We start from the raw sequence: 19,005 nt of genomic DNA, 5'->3' as shown, positions 1-19,005 counted from the left end.
ACCATAGTCCGTACGGGATTCGAACCCGTGTTACCGCCGTGAAAAGGCGGTGTCTTAACCCCTTGACCAACGGACCTGAGTTGTTATTTTCAACTCTTACTATTATACAGCCTTTTTATTTTTTGTCAACTACTTTTTCTAATTTTTTTTCAAATACTTTTTCCTTTTTTTCAAATAAAGTAAAAAGAGCCAGAATTATACTGACTCTTCTATTGTTCATTAAACTTAGAAGCACGTTCTTCTCCCCACCAATATGGGATTAGTTCTGCGACTTTCACTATCTTTCTTCTATCGTAGTCCATCATGAATTCTGCATCTTTATTTTCAGCGTTCAACTCTAAAAGGAATTCTCTGCAAGCTCCACAGGGCATTCCTGAACTTCCACCATACGGCGGTTTGTCTCGGAAGGCTAATACTTTTTTAACCTTAGTTTGTCCTGAAAATTGGTACATATTAAAGAGTGCCGCACGCTCTGCGCAGAGATGGAAAACACCACAGGTTCCCTCCATACAGAAACCTGTAAATATTTGTCCATCTTCTGCTTCTACTGCGGCTACAACATGGTTGGCATAAACAAAATCAGATACTTCATGTGGATCGTATAGTTTCTGTGCTTCTTCGTACATCTTTTCCCAGATGTCCATTATTGTACCCTTCTTATTTAGAGATTTCTTTTAACATATTTTCAATATGCTGGATTGATTTTTCACGGCCTAACAAGAAGATAGTATCTGGCAATTCGGGTCCATGCATTTCACCTGAAACAGCGATACGAATAGGCATGAAAAGATTTTTCCCTTTAATACCTGTTTCTTTTTGGACTGCTTTAATTTGTGGGAAGATATTCTCTGTTACAAATTCATCATCTGTCATCGCTTCGAGTTTTGCTTTGAAGGCTTCAAGAACTGTTGGGACTGTTTCCCCTGCCATGACTTCGCGCTCTGCTTCTGTCAATTCTGGGAAATCTGAGAAGAAGAGATCTGTCAATGGAATAATCTCATCTACTGATTTCATTTGTGGTTTATAGAGTTCAACTAATTTTTCAGCCTTATCAGTCAATCGGCCTGCTTCCTCTAAGAATGGTTTTGCCATTTCAAAGATAGTTTCTAGGTCTGCATTCTTGATATAATCATTACTCATCCAGTCGAGTTTCTTCTGATCAAAGGCTGCTGGAGACTTGCTGAGGCGGTTTTCATCGAAAAGTTTAATGAGTTCTTCACGAGAGAAGATTTCATCTTCTCCACCTGGGTTCCAACCAAGAAGAGCAATAAAGTTAAATACTGCTTCTGGTAAATAACCTTTTTTACGGTAGTCTTCGATAAACTGAAGGGTGTTGGTGTCACGTTTAGACAATTTTTTCCCAGTTTCAGAGTTGATAATCAAAGTCATGTGACCGAACTCTGGTGCTTCCCAACCAAGTGCTTCATAAACCATAAGCTGTTTTGGTGTATTAGCAATATGGTCATCTCCACGGATAACATGGGAGATTTGCATATCGTGGTCATCGATAACAACGGCAAAGTTGTAAGTTGGGTAACCATCTTTCTTTTGGATAACCCAGTCACCACCGATATTGCCACCTTCAAATTCGATATCGCCTTTGACCATATCATGCCACTTGTAGATACCTGACTCATTAACAGCCAAACGAACTGTTGGAATGATACCAGCTGCTTCACGTTCTGCGATGTAAGCTACTTTCTCCTGTTCACTCATACCAAGGTATTCGTTGATGTAGCGTGGTGTTTCACCAGCCGCTTCTTGGCGTTCGCGTTCAGCCGCCAATTCTTCTTCTGTAACATAAGATTTGTAGGCTTTTCCTTCAGCTAGCAATTGGTCGATGTATTTTTGATACAAGTCCAAACGTTCAGACTGGCGGTAGTTTTCATGTGTTTCTGGGCTTTCATCCCAATCCATGCCCAACCAACGAAGGTTTTCAAGCTGTGAACGTTCACCATCTTCGACATGACGTTTACGGTCAGTATCTTCAATACGGATAATAAAAGTTCCACCATGATGACGTGCGTAAAGATAGTTGAACAATGCTGTACGGGCATTCCCGATGTGTAGTAGTCCTGTTGGACTTGGTGCGTAACGTACGCGGATATCTTTTGACATAGTTTCTCCTATAAAGTCTCTAGGCGTCTGCCTTTTTACTCTCTATATTATATCACAAGTCTTGGCTGAGTCCAATTTCTATGGATAAAGAGAGTAAAAAGAGTGGACAAACCACTCTTTTCTTCTATTATAGACGTGCGTTAAGTTCTTTGCTCAATTCTTCAAATCCTGGTTTTCCAAGCAGGGCAAACATGTTACGTTTATAAGCTTCAACACCTGGTTGGTCAAATGGGTTGATAGCATTCAAGTAACCTGAAAGGGCGATAGCCAATTCGAAGAAGTAGATAGTGTAACCAAGAGTGAAAGCGTCTTGCTCTGGAAGAGTCACGTACATGTTTGGTACATCACCATCTGTGTGGGCAAGAAGAACACCGTCAGTTGCTTTTTTGTTTACAAAGTCAACGTCTTTTCCTTGAAGGTAACCAAGTCCATCAAGATCTTCTTCCAAAGTAGGAATAATCACGTTCTTACGAGGTTTGTCAACACGAACAACTGTTTCAAACATGATACGAGTTCCTTCTTGGATAAATTGACCAAGTGAGTGCAAGTCAGTTGAGAAGTTGGCTGAAGTTGGGTAGATACCTTTTTGGTCTTTTCCTTCTGATTCACCAGCCAATTGTTTCCACCACTCTGAGAAGTATTGAAGCGATGGCTCATAGTTTACCAAGATTTCAGTTGCATAGCCTTTACGGTAAAGGATGTTACGAACTGCTGCGTATTGGTAAGCTTCGTTTTCAGAGATTTTATCTGAAGTGTAGTCTTTGCGAGCTGCGTTAGCACCTTCCATAAGGGCTTTGATGTCAGCTCCTGAAGCAGCGATTGGAAGCAAACCAACAGCTGTCAATACTGAGAAGCGTCCACCGATGTCATCTGGAACCACAAATGTTTCCCAACCGTTGGCATCTGCTTCAACCTTAACAGCACCTTTTTGGCGGTCAGTTGTTGCATAGATACGTTTGTTTGCTTCTTCTTGACCGTATTTCTTAACCAAGAGTTCTTTGAAGACACGGAAAGCGATAGCTGGCTCAGTTGTTGTACCTGATTTAGAAATTACGTTTACTGAGAAGTCTTTGTCTGCAACATACTCTACCAAGTCAGCAAGGTAAGTAGATGAGATTGAGTTTCCTGCGTAAAGGATTTGTGGAGCCTTACGTTCTTCTTTTGTTTGCAAGTTAGCAAAGTGGTGGTTCAAGAAGTCGATTGCTGCTTTGGCACCAAGGTAAGATCCACCGATACCAATCACAACCAAAACATCGCTGTCTGATTTGATTTGCTCAGCAGCTTTCAAGATGCGGTCGAATTCTTCACGGTCGTAGTTTTCAGGAAGGTCCAACCATCCCAAGAAGTCGCTACCAGCACCAGTTCCTTTACGGATCAATTCATCTGCTGCTGTTACTTGTGATTGCATGTATTCCACTTCATGTGGTGCAACAAATTTGTCTAAAACTTTTGAATAATCAAATTTAATATGTGACATGTTATTCCTCCAATATTTCTTCTTTTCTATCATAACGCTTACCTTCGTTTTTTTCAAGTTTTTTTGTCGAATTTCTCCAATTTTTATCAGAATTCAAACGTTTGCGTAAAAATCCCACATTCCAAAAATTTTGAAATAATAAAAAGAAAGAACGACTAGATGTTCCAGCCGTTACAGTTCATTCAATAAATACTCAAATAATTCTAAATTGCCATCTTCTTCATTAACCAGAAACTCTGGATGCCACTGCAAACCGATAATGCGGTGCTCGTCGATAGACTCAATCGCTTCGATGGTTTGATCTCTCGGATCAATAGCAGTTACACGGAAATTAGGTGCCAAATCTTTGATACTCTGACGATGTACGGAGTTGACCTGACTTTCTTTTCCAAATAGCTTAGCCACCACGCTTCCTTCCACTGTCTCAATAGAGTGAGATGTCCCAAAAGGCAGTCCTTGCCAGTGACCTTCGATTTCTTGATTGAGGGTTCCACCAAAGGCAACATTGACAAGTTGGACACCACGGCAGATTGCCATAATTGGTTTGTTCTGACGGAGCGCTTCTTTCAAAAGCGCCAATTCAAATTCATCACGGACTAGATTGTAATCATCGCTCTCGATGGTCTTTTTCTCTCCGTAAAACTGAGGATGGACATTTTGGCCTCCTGTCAAAATCAATTTGTCAATCATTTCCACATAATCGCGCACAACTGACTCATCACCAACAGGAATGACTAAAGGGAGACCACCGACTTGACGAATGCTCTCTGCGAATCTACAAGATACAGACGAATGAATGTTTTTGCCTTCTGCGTCTACGGGACATAGATTTGCAGCAACTCCTACAACCGTTCTAGCCATGATGTCTCTCCTTTCAAATATTAACGATAGTCCTATCATATCACTCAAAAGACCTTTCGTCTAATATGTTTTTTTAAAGTCCGTGATAAATATTTTTTATGGACAAGAAAAAGCTGCCCACATAGGACAACTTCTTTCTTATTCAAAAACAAATTGATTGTGATAGAGTTCTGAATAGAAGCCACCTAGTTTCAAGAGTTCATGGTGGTTACCACGTTCAATGACTTCGCCATCTTTAAGAACAATAATCTGATCTGCATTGAGAATGGTTTTCAAACGGTGGGCAATAACGAAACTGGTTCTACCTGCTACAACCGCTTCCATGGCATGCTGAATCTTGCTTTCTGTCACCGTATCTACATTTGAAGTTGCTTCATCGAGAATGAGAACTTCTGGATCTGTCATCAGCGTTCGAGCAATGGAAATCAATTGCTTTTGCCCTGTTGAGAAGATACTCTGGTCATCATCGATGAGGGTATCGTATTTATCAGGCAAGCCTTCGATATAGTCGTGAATGTGGGTTGCCTTAGCTGCTGCCTCAACCATTTCCTGACTGGCATCTGGTACCCCAAAACGGATATTGTCTCGAATGGTTCCGCTAAATAAAACCGAATCTTGCAAGACAATTCCCACCTTACTTCTAAGACTATCTAAGTCATAGTCACGAATGTCTTTACCGTCAAAATAAATACCGCCAGCATCAACATCATAAAAGCGATTGATGAGGTTCATAATAGTCGTTTTCCCTGAACCTGTCGGACCAACAACCGCAGTCATATGGCCTTTCGGAGCGGAAATGCTGACATCTTTCAAAATTGGCTTATCAGGCAAATATGAGAAATCAATATGACGGATTTCGACACCTTCTTGCAACTGAGTGAAGGCCGGAGCATTTTCAGGTCGGATTTCTTCCTCTGCATCAAACATTTCCTGAATCCGTTCAGCCCCTGTAAAGGCTAACTGAAGACTTCCCCAACTAGCTGCAACTTGAATAATAGGCTGATAATACTGCTGTGAAAATTGGGCGAACATAACAATCAGACCTAGAGCTGTACTTGTTTCAATACTCTTATCATTCAGTAGAACAGCTGAACCAGCAAAGATAACGATGGCTGTGTTGACCAAGCTCATCCCATTCATAACAGGAAAAAGAATTCCTGAAAACATTCTTCCTTTAAAGGTTGCCTTGCGCACGCGCTCATTTTGTTCAAGAAATCCTGCCATCATATCCTCTTGAATTCCTTGCACAATCACGGCTTTTTGGCCTGAAATACTCTCATCCATATAGGCGTTGAGTTTTCCTACCTCTTTTTGCTGTAGGTTGGTGTATTTGCGTGCCATTTTCACGATGAAAATCAACATAAGAAAGGCCACTGGTGTGCTTGCAACGGTGATGAGTGCCAGCGTTACATTTCTCGAAAACATAACAAGAATCAGACCAATGTATAAAACAATATTGCTCATGACCTGAATCAAGCTCTCGTTAAAGGCTTGGAGAATATTATCCAAATCACTGGTAAAACGAGATAAGATATCGCCATCTTGTCGGCGGTCAAAGAAAGAAACCGTCAATCGCGCAAGTTTGCCAAAGAGGCCTTTGCGCATATCATTGGTCGATTCTGCAATCACGCGCGTCATAAGACACATGTATATGACACTGGAGATAAAGAGAACCAAAACCAGCAGACCAAGATTGACCATGATTCCTGATAGACTCTGCCAAACAAGTTCTGGATTGCCATCTTGATAAGCTTGAACTAAATTAGCTAGCTCTGTTACCGCTTGTCCAGAAAAGACTGGAAAGAGGGCTTGGGCAAGAGTCGCTAGAACAATCATCAGAATGACAACTACAAATGATAACTTATAAACTTTAAAATAATTCCAAAAAAATTGAACTGTCTTCATGTTACTCCTCCTTTCCTTTCTGTGTTTCATAGATCTCACGGTAAACGGCATTGTTGGCAACCAAATCTGCATGCGTCCCTTGACCAATCAATCGTCCTTGATCCAGCACCAATATCTTATCTGCATGGACAACCGAGCTAATCTTTTGAGCGATGATAATGGTTGTCGTCCCCTTCAGATCCTTATTCAAGGCTTCTTGCACCAGGCGCTCTGACTTGGCATCCAAGGCTGAGGTCGAATCGTCAAAAATCAGAATACGCGGATTGCTGACAATCCCACGCGCAATCGACATCCTTTGTTTTTGCCCACCTGAAAAATTGGTTCCCCGTTCCTCAACTGGACTTTCAAAGGTTTTCTCCATACGATGAATGAATTCGCTGGCCTGAGCAATATTAGCTGCGCGCTCCATTTCAAATAGAGTGGCATCTCCCTTACCCTGTCTCAAGTTATCAGCAATCGTTCCACTAAAAAGAATGGCACGTTGGAGAACGATAGAAACAGTTTTACGTAGGGTTCCTTCACTCACTTCTCGAATATCCTTGCCTCCGATTTTAATAGAGCCTTCCTGTGGGTCAAAGAGACGTGGAATCAATTGAGCCAAAGTTGACTTCCCTGCACCAGTCGCTCCAACTACTCCAACCATTTGACCAGGTTCGATGGTAAAGCTCACATCTTTCAGCATCGGTTCCTGATCCATTGGATAGGTAAAGGTTACATTTTCAAAGCTAAGACTTCCAACCAACTCTTCATCTGGGACATCCTTGAAGGTCATAGCTGGCTCTGCGTCAAGAATTTCTCGAATACGACGCATGGAAATCATGGCACGGCTGACAGAATTTCCCAAAAATCCAACCATGACAATGGTAAAGATAATCTGGCTCAAGTAATTGACAAAGGAAGCAATGGAACCAACAACAGACGGATCCGACTGAACCATCCCTGCAACCAGCCAAATAGAGAGGAATACCGCCCCATAGCCAACTAACATCATAAAGGGTTCCACTACTGAAAAGGCATAACCAATGTAAAGGTTTTGACCAAGAAGCTCGTCTGAGACCTCTGTAAACTTCGCAAACTGCTCTTTTTCTTGGACAAAGGACTTGACCACACGAACACCGCGCAGATTTTCCTTAGCAATGGCATTGATGCGCTCAAGAAGGGTTTGAAACTTGGCAAAACGTGGCCCCATCATCCCCATCATGACAGCAGTCAAGGCAAAAATCAAGACTACCATGAGAACAATCACCCACCATAGAGAGGGCAAAGTTTGAACCGCAAGGATAAACGAACCGATGAACAAGAGGGGAAGTCTGAAAAGAATTTGGAAGGTCATCATGACGACGTTCTGAATCTGGTTGATATCATTTGTCATTCGAACGACTAGATTTCCCGCATTAAATTGTTCAATATTGGCATAAGAAAAGGTTTGGATTTTACGGAAGGCATCCTCCCGAAGATCGGATGAAACTCCTTGGGCAATATAGGCTGCAAGGATAACATTAAGCCCACCAGCAACCAAACCGACCAAGGCCACACCAATCAACCAAGCCCCGATACTATAAATAGCTTCATATTTCCCAGCAAGGAGGGCGTCTAACACTTCCTGCAGATAACGCGGTTGCAGAAGTGAACTAGCAACCATCAAGCCTGTCATCAGAAGCGAAGCTAAGGCCTGCCACTTGTAGGTTTTTATTTTCTGAATTAGCATACTTTCTCCTTAAAAAATAGACAAAAGGGAGCGACAATGTGTCAGCTCCTTCTCATTCTGTTTGTGTGATGTTATTCTAGCAAAAAAGTGGGGACTTGTCAAAGAAGTATCCTTGATACAGCTAGAATGATCAGCAATTCTTGGATTTATAGTTTCTGTTTTAACTCTACTAAGACATTCATAGCCTGCATAGGTGTCATGTTGTAAACATCCAGTTTAGACAATTCTGCTAGGATAGGATGTTCTTCAGTTGTATCAAAGAGTGAAATCTGTTCAGTGACAGCACTTGTTTGCCTCATCAGACTTGGACTTTCTCCCCCTTGACTCTCCAGTTGAGTCAAAATCTTATCCGCCCTTGTTAAAAGGTCTGCTGGCAAGCCAGCAATCTTGGCAACATGGATACCGTAGGATTTATCGGCTGGTCCTGGTTCAATCTTGTGAAGGAAGGTAACTTGCCCATCCTGCTCCAAAGTTGCTACGTGGACATTGACCAGGTGTTTCAAGCTGGACTCCAAACTAGTCAACTCATGGTAATGGGTCGCAAAGAGGGTCTTGGCTCCGATGTGCTCATGGATGTATTCGATGATGGATTGAGCAAGAGCCATCCCGTCATAAGTTGCCGTTCCACGACCTAACTCATCAAAAAGAATCAAAGAATTTTTGGTCGCATGCGAAATGGCATTATTAGCCTCCATCATCTCTACCATAAAAGTTGATTGACCTGAAACCAAGTCATCTGCTGCTCCGATACGGGTAAAGATCGCATCAAAAATCGGTAAATAGGCGCTTTCTGCCGGTACATAGGAACCCATCTGGGCCATAATCGCCGTCATGGCTAACTGACGCATGTAGGTAGACTTCCCGCTCATGTTGGGCCCTGTAATCAGTTGAATACTGGTATCTTCTGCCATCTGAATCGTATTGGGAATATAGGTCTGAGCCCCCATGACCTTTTCAACGACAGCATGGCGCCCTTTCTGGATATCAATCCGCGAATCATCTCCAAACTCAGGTCGAATCAAATGCTGGGTTTCAGCCACAACCGCCAGACTCTGTAAGACATCAACGGTCGCAATTCCTTGAGCTAGAGCTTGTAAACGCTGGATGTACTTGCTGACCTCTTCACGAATGCGCATAAAAATTTCGTACTCTAGATTAGATGACTTCTCACGCGCCTCCAACATATCTCCCTCGATACGCGCTAATTCTTCGGTTCCAAAGCGTTCTGAATTTTTCAGCGTCGCCTTGCGGAAAAAGTGAGCAGGCACATTTCCCAGTTGCGAATTGGTCACATGGAAATAGTAGCCATCCTTCTTATTGTAGTCAATCTTAAGCGTGCTGATGCCAGAGTTTTCTCGCTCCTTTGCTTCAATTTCAGCAATCCAGCTAGTCCCTTCTCTGAGCACACGACGGTACTTGTCTAAGGTTTCATCAAAGCCAGTTCGGATAATGCCCCCATCTGTAATCACATGAGGAGCTTCAGGAGCAATCGCTGCGCTAATCAAGCCCTCCAACTCAGGGATTCCATCCAGTTGTTCGATGAGATAAGCTAGAGCAGGTTGCTCCATCCCTTCTAAAATCGCACGAATCCGTGGCACACTAGACAAGGTTGTCGCCAACTGCAAGAGATCCTTGGGATTGGTTTTGCCAAAAGAAACACGACTAGCCAAGCGCTCAATGTCATAAACACCCTTGAGACCGTCTGTCAAATCACTACGCTCAAAGAAATGGTCGAGGAAGACCTGCACCACTTCTTGGCGTTGGATGATTCGCTCCTTGTCAATCAAGGGACGATGGATCCAAGAGCGTAAAAGCCGCATCCCCATAGCCGTTTTGGTTTCATCCAAAAGCCAGAAAAGACTGCCTTGCTTCTTGCCTGAACGGGCATTCTCAACCAAATCCAGACTAGCCTTGGTCGCATAATCCATCTGCAAGAAATCCTTGATTTCATAGCGGATAACAGGTTTGAGGTGGTTCAATTCCCTCATTTGAGTCCGATGAACATACTGGAGCAACTTACTAGCTGCCGCTTGCTCCACAGCTGCTAATCGTGAATCCAGTAAATGGATATCCTCAAAGCTTTCCTTTTCATAAGAGAGTACCAGATTCATCTGGCGACTAAGGATTTGTTCTTCTTCCTCAGATAAGTCATAACCCAGCACCACTTCTCGCGCCTTGAGGTTACGGATTTCTCCACAAACCAGCGTGAAATCCAAAAGACCTGTCACATAAAAGTCACCCGTCACCAGGTCCATATAAGCTAGGCCAAATTGATTCCCAGCACGGTCTATGGCAACTAAGAAGTTGTTCTGACTATCTGGCTTACTGCTATCGACCACTGTCCCTGGCGTAATGACCTGAACAACCTCTCGTTTCACAACCCCAACTGCTTGTTTAGGATCTTCCATCTGTTCAGCAATGGCTACCTTGTAGCCCTGCTCAATCAAAACATCAATGTACTGTTGGGCAGAATGATAGGGAACCCCTGCCATAGGAATCGGATTGTCCGCATTCTTGTTGCGACTCGTTAAGGAAATTTCCAGAATCTGCGCAGCATTGACCGCATCCTCGTAAAATAATTCATAAAAATCACCCATCCGAAAGAGCAAAAAAGCATCTGGATATTGCTTTTTAATATCCACATACTGTTGCATGCCGGGTGATAGCTTTTCTGTCGCCATTTTCCGTCTCTCCTTGTCAAAAATAAGTCTTGAGAGCAACTCCCAAGACCTTACTTATCTTTCATCAAATCTAGCAAACGATCTTCCATGAGTTTGGCAACGTGCTGGTCTCGACAAATGACCAATAAGGTATTGGCACCAGCAACTGTTCCTAAAATCCATTCATCCTTGTTTGCATCTACAATATTTGCCAAAACAGAGGCTTCGCCCAATTTGGTATGAAGTACCAAGGTAAACTCTGCTCTTGCAACACCTTCTAAATGATGAGACAAAAATTCCACCAAATCAATCTTTTCTGTCTCATTTGCTAGTACATAATACACCATATCATTTTTCTTGACCTTGGTCAAGCCGATTTCGCGCAAATCACGAGACAGGGTTGTCTGCGTCACAAAGACATTGTGCGCCTCCAACCGATCTTGAATTTCTTTTTGTGTACTTAATTTCTCCTCAGTAATCATTTTTTTTATTAACTGATGACGATCTCTTTTTCTCATAAAATCCTCTTATGTGAATATTTATAACTAATTTTATAACTATATTATACCAAAAAAATAGGAGATTTCAAAAATTTTTTCTTCTTTCTTTAAAATTGTGATAAAATAGTAGAAAAGTCCAAAAAGGAGCTCTTAATGAATACAAAAGAATTGATTGCTAGCGAGTTGGCTAGCGTCATTGATAGCCTGGATCAAGAGGCTATTTTAAATTTACTGGAAACCCCTAAAAACTCAGAAATGGGAGACATCGCTTTCCCTGCTTTTTCTCTTGCAAAAGTCGAACGTAAAGCGCCACAAATGATTGCGGCTGACCTGGCTGAAAAGATTAACAGTCAAGCCTTTGAAAAGGTTGTTGCAACAGGACCTTACGTTAATTTTTTCCTTGATAAATCTGCCATTTCTGCTCAAGTATTGCAAGCTGTTATCACTGAAAAAGAACACTATGCTGACCAAAACATTGGTAAACAAGAAAATGTTGTTATTGACATGTCTAGTCCCAATATTGCTAAACCATTTTCTATCGGTCACCTGCGCTCAACTGTTATCGGAGATAGCTTGTCACATATTTTCCAAAAAATCGGTTATCAAACGGTCAAGGTCAACCACTTGGGAGACTGGGGTAAACAGTTTGGGATGCTGATTGTTGCCTACAAAAAATGGGGCGACGAAAAAGCTGTAAAAGCTCATCCAATCGATGAACTTCTTAAACTCTATGTCCGCATCAACGCTGAAGCCGAAAATGACCCTAGCTTGGATGAAGAAGCACGCGAATGGTTCCGTAAACTGGAGAATGGAGATGAGGAAGCTCTTGCTCTTTGGCAATGGTTTCGTGATGAAAGTTTGGTAGAATTTAACCGCCTTTACAATGAACTGAAGGTTGAATTTGACAGCTACAACGGCGAAGCCTTCTACAATGATAAGATGGATGCAGTTGTAGACATTCTTTCTGAAAAAGGCCTTCTTGTTGAATCAGAAGGTGCCCAAGTTGTCAATCTTGAGAAATATGGAATTGAACATCCAGCCCTTATCAAAAAATCTGATGGTGCAACTCTCTATATCACACGTGACTTGGCTGCAGCCCTTTACCGTAAAAACGAATACCAATTTGCTAAATCTATCTACGTAGTTGGTCAAGAACAATCTGCCCACTTTAAACAGCTCAAAGCTGTCTTGCAAGAAATGGGCTACGACTGGAGTGAAGACATTACTCACGTTCCTTTTGGTTTGGTTACAAAAGAAGGGAAAAAACTCTCTACTCGTAAAGGGAATGTCATCTTGCTAGAACCTACAGTTGCAGAGGCTGTTAGTCGTGCCAAAGCCCAAATCGAGGCTAAAAATCCTGAACTTGAAAATAAAGACCAGGTGGCGCATGCTGTTGGGGTTGGAGCCATTAAATTCTATGACCTCAAGACTGACCGTACAAACGGATATGACTTTGACCTAGAGGCCATGGTATCCTTCGAGGGTGAAACTGGACCTTACGTTCAATACGCCTACGCTCGTATCCAATCTATCTTACGCAAAGCCGATTTCAAACCAGAAACAACTGGCAACTATAGCTTGAATGATACTGAAAGCTGGGAAATCATTAAACTCATCCAAGACTTCCCACGTATTATCAACCGTGCGGCAGATAACTTTGAACCTTCTATCATTGCTAAATTTTCGATTAATCTGGCTCAAGCCTTCAACAAGTACTATGCACATACACGTATCCTAGATGAAAGTCCTGAGCGCGACAGCCGTCTAGCTCTCAGCTACGCAACTGCAGTTGTTCTCAAAGAAGCCCTTCGCTTGCTTGGAGTAGAAGCGCCAGAGAAAATGTAAATCGCCAAAGTTACTTGATTGCGGAGCAATCTAAGTAACTAACGCCAAATCCTATCAGAGATTTGGCTAGGCGCTTCACTAGTTCTGGGACATAAATATTATCGATTTATGTCCCAGAACGTCGTAACCAGAGATATTTGCCTAAACGCTTTACTAATTCACCAATCCAAATAATATTGATTTGGTTAGACTCATGTCGTAAGCTTTTAATTACTTGATTGTAAAGCAGTTTAAGTAACTAAGACCAAATCCTATACGTAATTAGGTTTAGAGGCCTATCAAAATTTTGCTGACTTGATCTGTGAATTAACTAATTCAATCTACTCACTACTACTTCTTTATCATACAGGGAGATTTTCTATGAGCCAATATGCTTATATCCTCGTTGTGATTAGCTTGGTATTCCTTTTTCTACTCAATAAGTACGAGAAGGAGAGACTTCAAAGACTCTACCAAGAACAACTTTTAAAGGATGAAACATTTAGGGATGACATCAAAGAGAAAATTCACACAACTGAAAATATCAATGATGTCATTGCTTACATCAATAAAACTTATCATCTGGGAATGTTGCTATCAAAAGACATTACAGATCAATTGAAATAAACCTAGCTATTCTTTAAGAAATATCAAAACCGAGACTAAGAGTTTAATACTTCGTCTCGGTTTTTATGTATTTTTCAAGTAACAAAGCTACCACTCCCCCAGCAATGCAAGTGCAAAATCCTCTAGAATATGATAGAATAATGAAAAGGACTCTATTAAGGAGGAAATCATGGAAAAACAAACTATCGCCGTCTTGGGGCCTGGTTCTTGGGGAACTGCCCTTTCACAAGTCTTAAATGACAATGGACACGAGGTACGTATCTGGGGAAATATTCCCGAGCAAATCAATGAAATTAATACCTATCATACTAACAAGCACTACTTTAAAGATGTCGTTCTAGATGAAAATATTATCGCCTACACTGACTTAGCTGAAGCACTGAAAGATGTGGATGCGATTTTGTTTGTTGTCCCAACAAAAGTGACACGACTTGTTGCCCAACAAGTTGCACAAACCTTGGATCATAAGGCTATCATCATGCACGCATCAAAAGGATTGGAGCCTGATAGCCATAAACGATTATCAACCATCCTTGAAGAAGAGATTCCTGAAGAGCTCCGCAGTGATATTGTCGTTGTCTCAGGGCCTAGCCATGCAGAAGAGACCATTGTGCGTGACCTGACTTTAATCACAGCTGCTTCTAAAGATTTGCAAACAGCTCAATACGTTCAGGAACTCTTTAGCAATCACTACTTCCGACTTTATACCAATACGGATGTTATCGGGGTTGAAACTGCTGGTGCTCTTAAAAACATTATCGCTGTCGGGGCAGGAGCTTTACATGGTCTAGGATTTGGTGACAATGCCAAGGCAGCCATCATCGCACGAGGCTTGGCAGAAATTACCCGCTTAGGAGTAGCACTTGGTGCCAGTCCATTAACCTATAGTGGCTTATCTGGTGTGGGAGATTTGATCGTAACTGGAACCTCCGTCCACTCTCGTAACTGGAGAGCTGGAGACGCCCTTGGTCGTGGAGAATCCCTAGCTGATATCGAAGCCAATATGGGCATGGTGATTGAAGGAATCTCAACAACTCGAGCAGCCTATGAACTAGCGCAAGAACTTGGAGTCTATATGCCAATTACACAAGCCATTTACCAAGTTATTTACCACGGAACCAACATCAAAGATGCTATTTATGACATCATGAACAATGAATTTAAAGCAGAAAATGAGTGGTCTTAACCCTCTAAAGAAAGGATTCTTATGACATCAAAAGTTAGAAAAGCTGTCATCCCTGCCGCTGGACTAGGAACTCGTTTCTTACCAGCAACCAAGGCCCTTGCCAAAGAAATGTTGCCAATTGTAGACAAACCAACTATCCAATTTATCGTAGAAGAAGCTCTTAAATCAGGCATTGAAGATATTCTGGTTGTCACTGGTAAGTCAAAACGTTCTATTGAAGACCACTTTGACTCAAACTTTGAGCTTGAATACAACCTTAAGGAAAAAGGCAAAACAGATCTATTGAAATTGGTAGACGAAGCAACTGGTATGCGCCTCCATTTCATTCGCCAAACTCACCCTCGCGGTCTTGGAGACGCTGTCCTACAAGCCAAAGCTTTTGTAGGGAATGAGCCCTTCGTTGTTATGCTGGGTGATGACCTTATGGACATCACAAATGAGAATGCCGTTCCTTTGACAAAGCAACTGATGAATGATTACGAAAAGACACACGCATCAACCATTGCTGTCATGCCTGTACCACACGAAGATGTTTCATCATATGGAGTCATTGCTCCTCAAGGCGAAGGAATCAATGGTCTCTACAGTGTCGAAACTTTCGTTGAAAAACCAGCTCCCGAAGATGCACCAAGTGATTTGGCAATCATCGGTCGCTATCTACTCACACCTGAAATTTTTGATATCTTAGAAAATCAAACTCCTGGTGCTGGAAATGAAATCCAACTTACCGACGCTATTGATACGCTTAATAAAACACAACGTGTTTTCGCCCGTGAATTTACAGGAGCTCGTTACGACGTTGGGGATAAGTTTGGCTTTATGAAAACATCTATTGACTACGCCCTCAAACATCCACAAGTCAAAGATGACTTGAAAGAATACCTCATCCAACTTGGAAAAGAATTGGCTGAGAAGGAATAAAATAAAAAGATAAGGTTCAAAAAATGCCTTATCTTTTTTCATTACATAAATTTTCTTCCAGGTTCGTCACAACCCCGTTCCCTTGTAGAAAAGAAAAACTGCGAGTCCTACGAACAAGACTACCGCTACCAGTCTCTGACTAGCGCTATACATCCGTCTTTCTCCTCGAACTGGAAAGATAACTGCTAGAAATGCGCCACCAACTGCGCCTCCGATATGGCCTGCTAGGCTTATTCCTGGAATCAGAACACTTCCAATAATATTAACCACAAAAAGTGTCAGATAAGATTGCCCTAGCTGTTGGATATAGGGGTTGCGAGTGGCATAGCGAAGAACGATAATTGCAGCAAATAGTCCATAGAGAGAAGTAGAGGCTCCTGCGGCTAAGGATTTGGGACTAAATACAAAAACAAAGAGATTGCCCATCATTCCTGATAAGAGATAGAGAAAGAAAAACTTCTTGGATCCAAAAATTTCCTCTACTTGCCTACCAAGATAATAAAGCGAAAGCATATTGACAATGAAATGCTCCCAACCAATATGGACAAAGATGGCAGAGAAGAGACGCCAAACTTGCTCGGGAAAGAGACGAATGGCAGGGCCATACATGGCTCCAAATCGAAATAAGGTATCCGCCCTATCAAAGTTTCCGCCTGCAGTCACCAGCATTAGTAGAAACACCAAGGCCGTCACTAAGAGGAAGAAACTCGTCACAGGATAACGCCTATCAAAGATTTCCTTCATCAATTAATACCTCCTGAACAGGAATATCATGGTTTTCAGGGATAAAGTCCTGAACTTGACAAGGATAAACCGTACTCAAAGTATGGCCAGTAAAATGTTCCAGATAACGATCATAATAACCTCCACCGTATCCAATCCGACATCCTTCCGTTGTAAAAGCCAAGCCAGGAACATGAATCAAATCAATCTGAGAGGCCTCCACTACCTCCAACTCTCCCTGTGGCTCCAGTAAGCCAAAGGAAGTTTTTACTAATTGCTGCGGATTATAGACCACAAACTCCATGCGCCCCTTGGGATAGGTTTTAGGTATCAGAACCTTCTTGCCGTCCTTCAGCACCTGCTCAATCAGTTCCTGCGTTTGAAATTCGTGCGGAAAAGAGAGATAGGTTGCGATGACTTTCGCTTCTTGGTAAAAGGGATGGTGTAAAAGTCGCTCGGTTAAAGCTTGGTCGATAGCCGGCTTTTGCTCTTGAGATATAGCCTTCATTTCATGCAAGACTTGCTTACGTAATTCCGATTTCATAGACAACCCCTCTACTCTGTTGCCTTCTTTTTCAGGAAACTAGAGACTGCATCAAGCCCAATAGCTAAGGCTTCTTCCTTAGGACTCATCTGAGGGTGATGAAGGGCGTAGGGACTATCGATACCCAGCCAAAACATAACCCCATCAACCTTTGAAAGGAGATAACCAAAGTCCTCACCTGTCATAGCAGGTTCGATATCAATCAACTCGATTCCGTCTTTTTCTTCAAAGAAGTCCATCAGTTCACGCGCCAAGGCTGGATTGTTCTCAACAGGCAGGTAACCACCTTGCTTGAGTTCCACTTCGACTTCCATATCAAAGGCAGCTGCAACCCCTTCTGCAACTGTTCTGACCCTCTTTTGCACTAAGAGACTCATATCCTGTGTCAAGGCCCGAATAGTTCCATGCAAAAAGGCTGTGTCTGTGATGACATTGTTGGTTGTTCCAGCCTGAAAAACACCAAAGGTCACCACCGCTCCCTCGATTGGGTTGACATTGCGGCTGACAACTGACTGCACCTGGGTCACAAAGTAACTAGCCGCCACCAAAGCATCATTAGCTTCATGCGGAAAGGCTGCGTGTCCTCCTTTGCCTTTGAAACGAATCTTCACCTCGCAAGTTCCTGCAAAGAGTGTATGAGTATTGGTCGCAATCTGTCCAACCTTCAAATCTGGCCTAACATGAAGGCCATAAAATTGATCTGGTAGCCAATCTCCAAAAGCGCCATCTTCATACATGATCATGCCACCAGCTTCATTTTCTTCAGCGGGCTGAAATAGGAAGAGCAAATTATTCTTCGGTTGCTGCTCAAGGGCTCGCTCAAGACAGCCCAAGGCAATGGTCATGTGGAAATCATGTCCACAGGCGTGCATGCGACCTTGGTGGTGAGAAGCAAAAGGAAGGCCTGTTTGTTCAACGATCGGCAGACCATCAATATCTGTCCGCCAACCAATGGTCCGCTCTGACTGACTTCCCTGCAAATAGACCAAAATACCTGTCCGCCAAGTACGAACTTGAACAAAGTCCTTGCCCTCTGTCAATTTCTCAATCATATCCAGTAAATAAGCCTGAGTCTTAAACTCCTCCAAGCCAATCTCTGGAATCTGGTGCAAATCTCGTCTAGTCTGAATCAAATCTAACATCTATCTGTCCTCCCATATAGCAGAAAGAGGCTGGAAAAAGGGTTCCGCCTCTATTTTTACTTTTACAATTACAAGGTACGAAGCGCATCCTCTAGCGCTGTTTTTTGTTGGGTTTGGGCATCAATTTCTTTGATGATACGAGCCGGGACGCCTGCTACCACTACATTTTCTGGGACATCTTGGGTAACGATAGCTCCTGCAGCGACAACTGAACCACTACCAATTTGCACCCCTTCGATAACCACTGCATTGGCACCGATAAGAACATTGTCTCCGACACGGACTGGTTCTGCGCTAGCTGGCTCAATCACACCTGCCAAAACTGCACCTGCACCAACGTGGCTGTTTTTCCCAACGATAGCACGGCCACCAAGGATAGCCCCCATGTCAATCATAGTTCCTGCACCAATTTCAGCACCGATATTGATGACTGCTCCCATCATGATAACAGCATTGTCACCAATTTCAACTTGATCACGAATAATAGCGCCTGGCTCGATACGAGCATTGATAGCACGTTTATCTAGCAAAGGAACTGCAGAATTACGAGCATCTTGCTCAACAACATAGTCTTGATTTTCTACCAAACCATCTAGAAGCGGAGCCACGTCCTTCCAGTCTCCGAATAGGACATTCCCTAGTTTGACAACAGAGCTAGGTACAGCGGTTGCGAGTTGTCCCTCAAAGGTTACTTTAACACTGGTTTTCTTTTCAGCATTGGCGATAAATTGGATAATTTCTTGAGCATTCATTTTTGTGGCAGTCATAGGCGCCTCCTAGTTCATTTTAATGATACCTATTCTATCAAA

The 19,005-nt window shown here is 42.5% G+C and carries 16 protein-coding genes, 1 tRNA gene and 1 pseudogene; 4 read left to right on the top strand and 14 right to left on the bottom strand.

The window, feature by feature from the left end:
* Positions 1–4: 4 nt before the first annotated feature.
* The 10 genes and pseudogenes from AXK38_00980 to AXK38_00935 form a co-directional block, all read right to left on the bottom strand.
* Positions 5–76 (bottom strand) — tRNA-Glu (locus AXK38_00980).
* Positions 77–209: 133 nt separating this feature from the next.
* The gene (locus tag AXK38_00975) at positions 210–644 is read right to left on the bottom strand and encodes a cytidine deaminase (GenBank protein ID AMH87964.1); all 435 of its coding nucleotides are present in this window, start codon (positions 642–644) and stop codon (positions 210–212) included.
* Positions 645–657: 13 nt separating this feature from the next.
* Complete coding sequence (locus AXK38_00970; protein AMH87963.1) at positions 658–2,118, bottom strand: glutamate--tRNA ligase; 1,461 nt, start codon at positions 2,116–2,118, stop codon at positions 658–660.
* A gap of 127 nt (positions 2,119–2,245) precedes the next feature.
* Positions 2,246–3,595, bottom strand: coding sequence for a glucose-6-phosphate isomerase (gene pgi / locus AXK38_00965; protein AMH87962.1), 1,350 nt, complete (start codon positions 3,593–3,595; stop codon positions 2,246–2,248).
* 1 nt (position 3,596) lies between these two features.
* Positions 3,597–3,763, bottom strand: a pseudogene (locus AXK38_00960) (hypothetical protein).
* A gap of 3 nt (positions 3,764–3,766) precedes the next feature.
* Entirely contained in the window at positions 3,767–4,456 is a 690-nt protein-coding gene (locus tag AXK38_00955; protein AMH87961.1) for a gamma-glutamyl hydrolase, read from the bottom strand.
* A gap of 138 nt (positions 4,457–4,594) precedes the next feature.
* Positions 4,595–6,361 carry a multidrug ABC transporter permease gene (locus AXK38_00950; GenBank protein AMH87960.1) on the bottom strand — a complete coding sequence of 589 codons (1,767 nt, stop codon included), beginning with the start codon at positions 6,359–6,361 and terminating at the stop codon, positions 4,595–4,597.
* 1 nt (position 6,362) lies between these two features.
* Positions 6,363–8,069: a multidrug ABC transporter ATP-binding protein gene (locus AXK38_00945; GenBank protein ID AMH87959.1), complete on the bottom strand. Its 1,707-nt coding sequence runs from the start codon at positions 8,067–8,069 to the stop codon at positions 6,363–6,365.
* A gap of 146 nt (positions 8,070–8,215) precedes the next feature.
* Positions 8,216–10,750, bottom strand: coding sequence for a DNA mismatch repair protein MutS (locus tag AXK38_00940; protein AMH87958.1), 2,535 nt, complete (start codon positions 10,748–10,750; stop codon positions 8,216–8,218).
* A 50-nt stretch (positions 10,751–10,800) separates the two neighbouring features.
* The gene (locus AXK38_00935; protein ID AMH87957.1) at positions 10,801–11,247 is read right to left on the bottom strand and encodes an arginine repressor; all 447 of its coding nucleotides are present in this window, start codon (positions 11,245–11,247) and stop codon (positions 10,801–10,803) included.
* Positions 11,248–11,382: 135 nt separating this feature from the next.
* Here AXK38_00935 and AXK38_00930 point away from each other — a divergent pair, with 135 nt between their 5' ends.
* The 4 genes from AXK38_00930 (at position 11,383) to AXK38_00915 (ending at position 15,787) form a co-directional block, all read left to right on the top strand.
* Entirely contained in the window at positions 11,383–13,074 is a 1,692-nt protein-coding gene (locus AXK38_00930; GenBank protein ID AMH87956.1) for an arginine--tRNA ligase, read from the top strand.
* Positions 13,075–13,434: 360 nt separating this feature from the next.
* Positions 13,435–13,680 carry a MarR family transcriptional regulator gene (locus AXK38_00925; GenBank protein AMH87955.1) on the top strand — a complete coding sequence of 82 codons (246 nt, stop codon included), beginning with the start codon at positions 13,435–13,437 and terminating at the stop codon, positions 13,678–13,680.
* Positions 13,681–13,849: 169 nt separating this feature from the next.
* Positions 13,850–14,866, top strand: a complete 1,017-nt coding sequence (locus AXK38_00920) for a glycerol-3-phosphate dehydrogenase (protein AMH87954.1) — start codon at positions 13,850–13,852, stop codon at positions 14,864–14,866.
* A 21-nt stretch (positions 14,867–14,887) separates the two neighbouring features.
* The gene (locus AXK38_00915) at positions 14,888–15,787 is read left to right on the top strand and encodes a UTP--glucose-1-phosphate uridylyltransferase (GenBank protein ID AMH87953.1); all 900 of its coding nucleotides are present in this window, start codon (positions 14,888–14,890) and stop codon (positions 15,785–15,787) included.
* A 66-nt stretch (positions 15,788–15,853) separates the two neighbouring features.
* Here AXK38_00915 and AXK38_00910 read toward each other — a convergent pair whose 3' ends face one another.
* The 4 genes from AXK38_00910 to AXK38_00895 form a co-directional block, all read right to left on the bottom strand.
* Complete coding sequence (locus tag AXK38_00910) at positions 15,854–16,531, bottom strand: rhomboid family intramembrane serine protease (GenBank protein ID AMH87952.1); 678 nt, start codon at positions 16,529–16,531, stop codon at positions 15,854–15,856.
* Positions 16,515–17,054, bottom strand: coding sequence for a 5-formyltetrahydrofolate cyclo-ligase (locus AXK38_00905; protein ID AMH87951.1), 540 nt, complete (start codon positions 17,052–17,054; stop codon positions 16,515–16,517). The genes AXK38_00910 and AXK38_00905 overlap by 17 nt, the downstream gene beginning before the upstream one ends.
* A gap of 11 nt (positions 17,055–17,065) precedes the next feature.
* Positions 17,066–18,196: an N-acetyldiaminopimelate deacetylase gene (locus tag AXK38_00900; protein ID AMH87950.1), complete on the bottom strand. Its 1,131-nt coding sequence runs from the start codon at positions 18,194–18,196 to the stop codon at positions 17,066–17,068.
* A 68-nt stretch (positions 18,197–18,264) separates the two neighbouring features.
* Positions 18,265–18,963 (bottom strand): 2,3,4,5-tetrahydropyridine-2,6-dicarboxylate N-acetyltransferase, encoded by a 699-nt coding sequence (locus AXK38_00895; GenBank protein ID AMH87949.1) that lies wholly within the window; start codon positions 18,961–18,963, stop codon positions 18,265–18,267.
* Positions 18,964–19,005: the final 42 nt, after the last annotated feature.

Source organism: Streptococcus mitis (assembly GCA_001560895.1).
GTDB lineage: Bacteria > Bacillota > Bacilli > Lactobacillales > Streptococcaceae > Streptococcus > Streptococcus mitis_Q.
The sequence above is the reverse complement of the archived record's forward strand: the minus strand, read 5'-3'. Positions and strand labels throughout refer to the sequence as shown.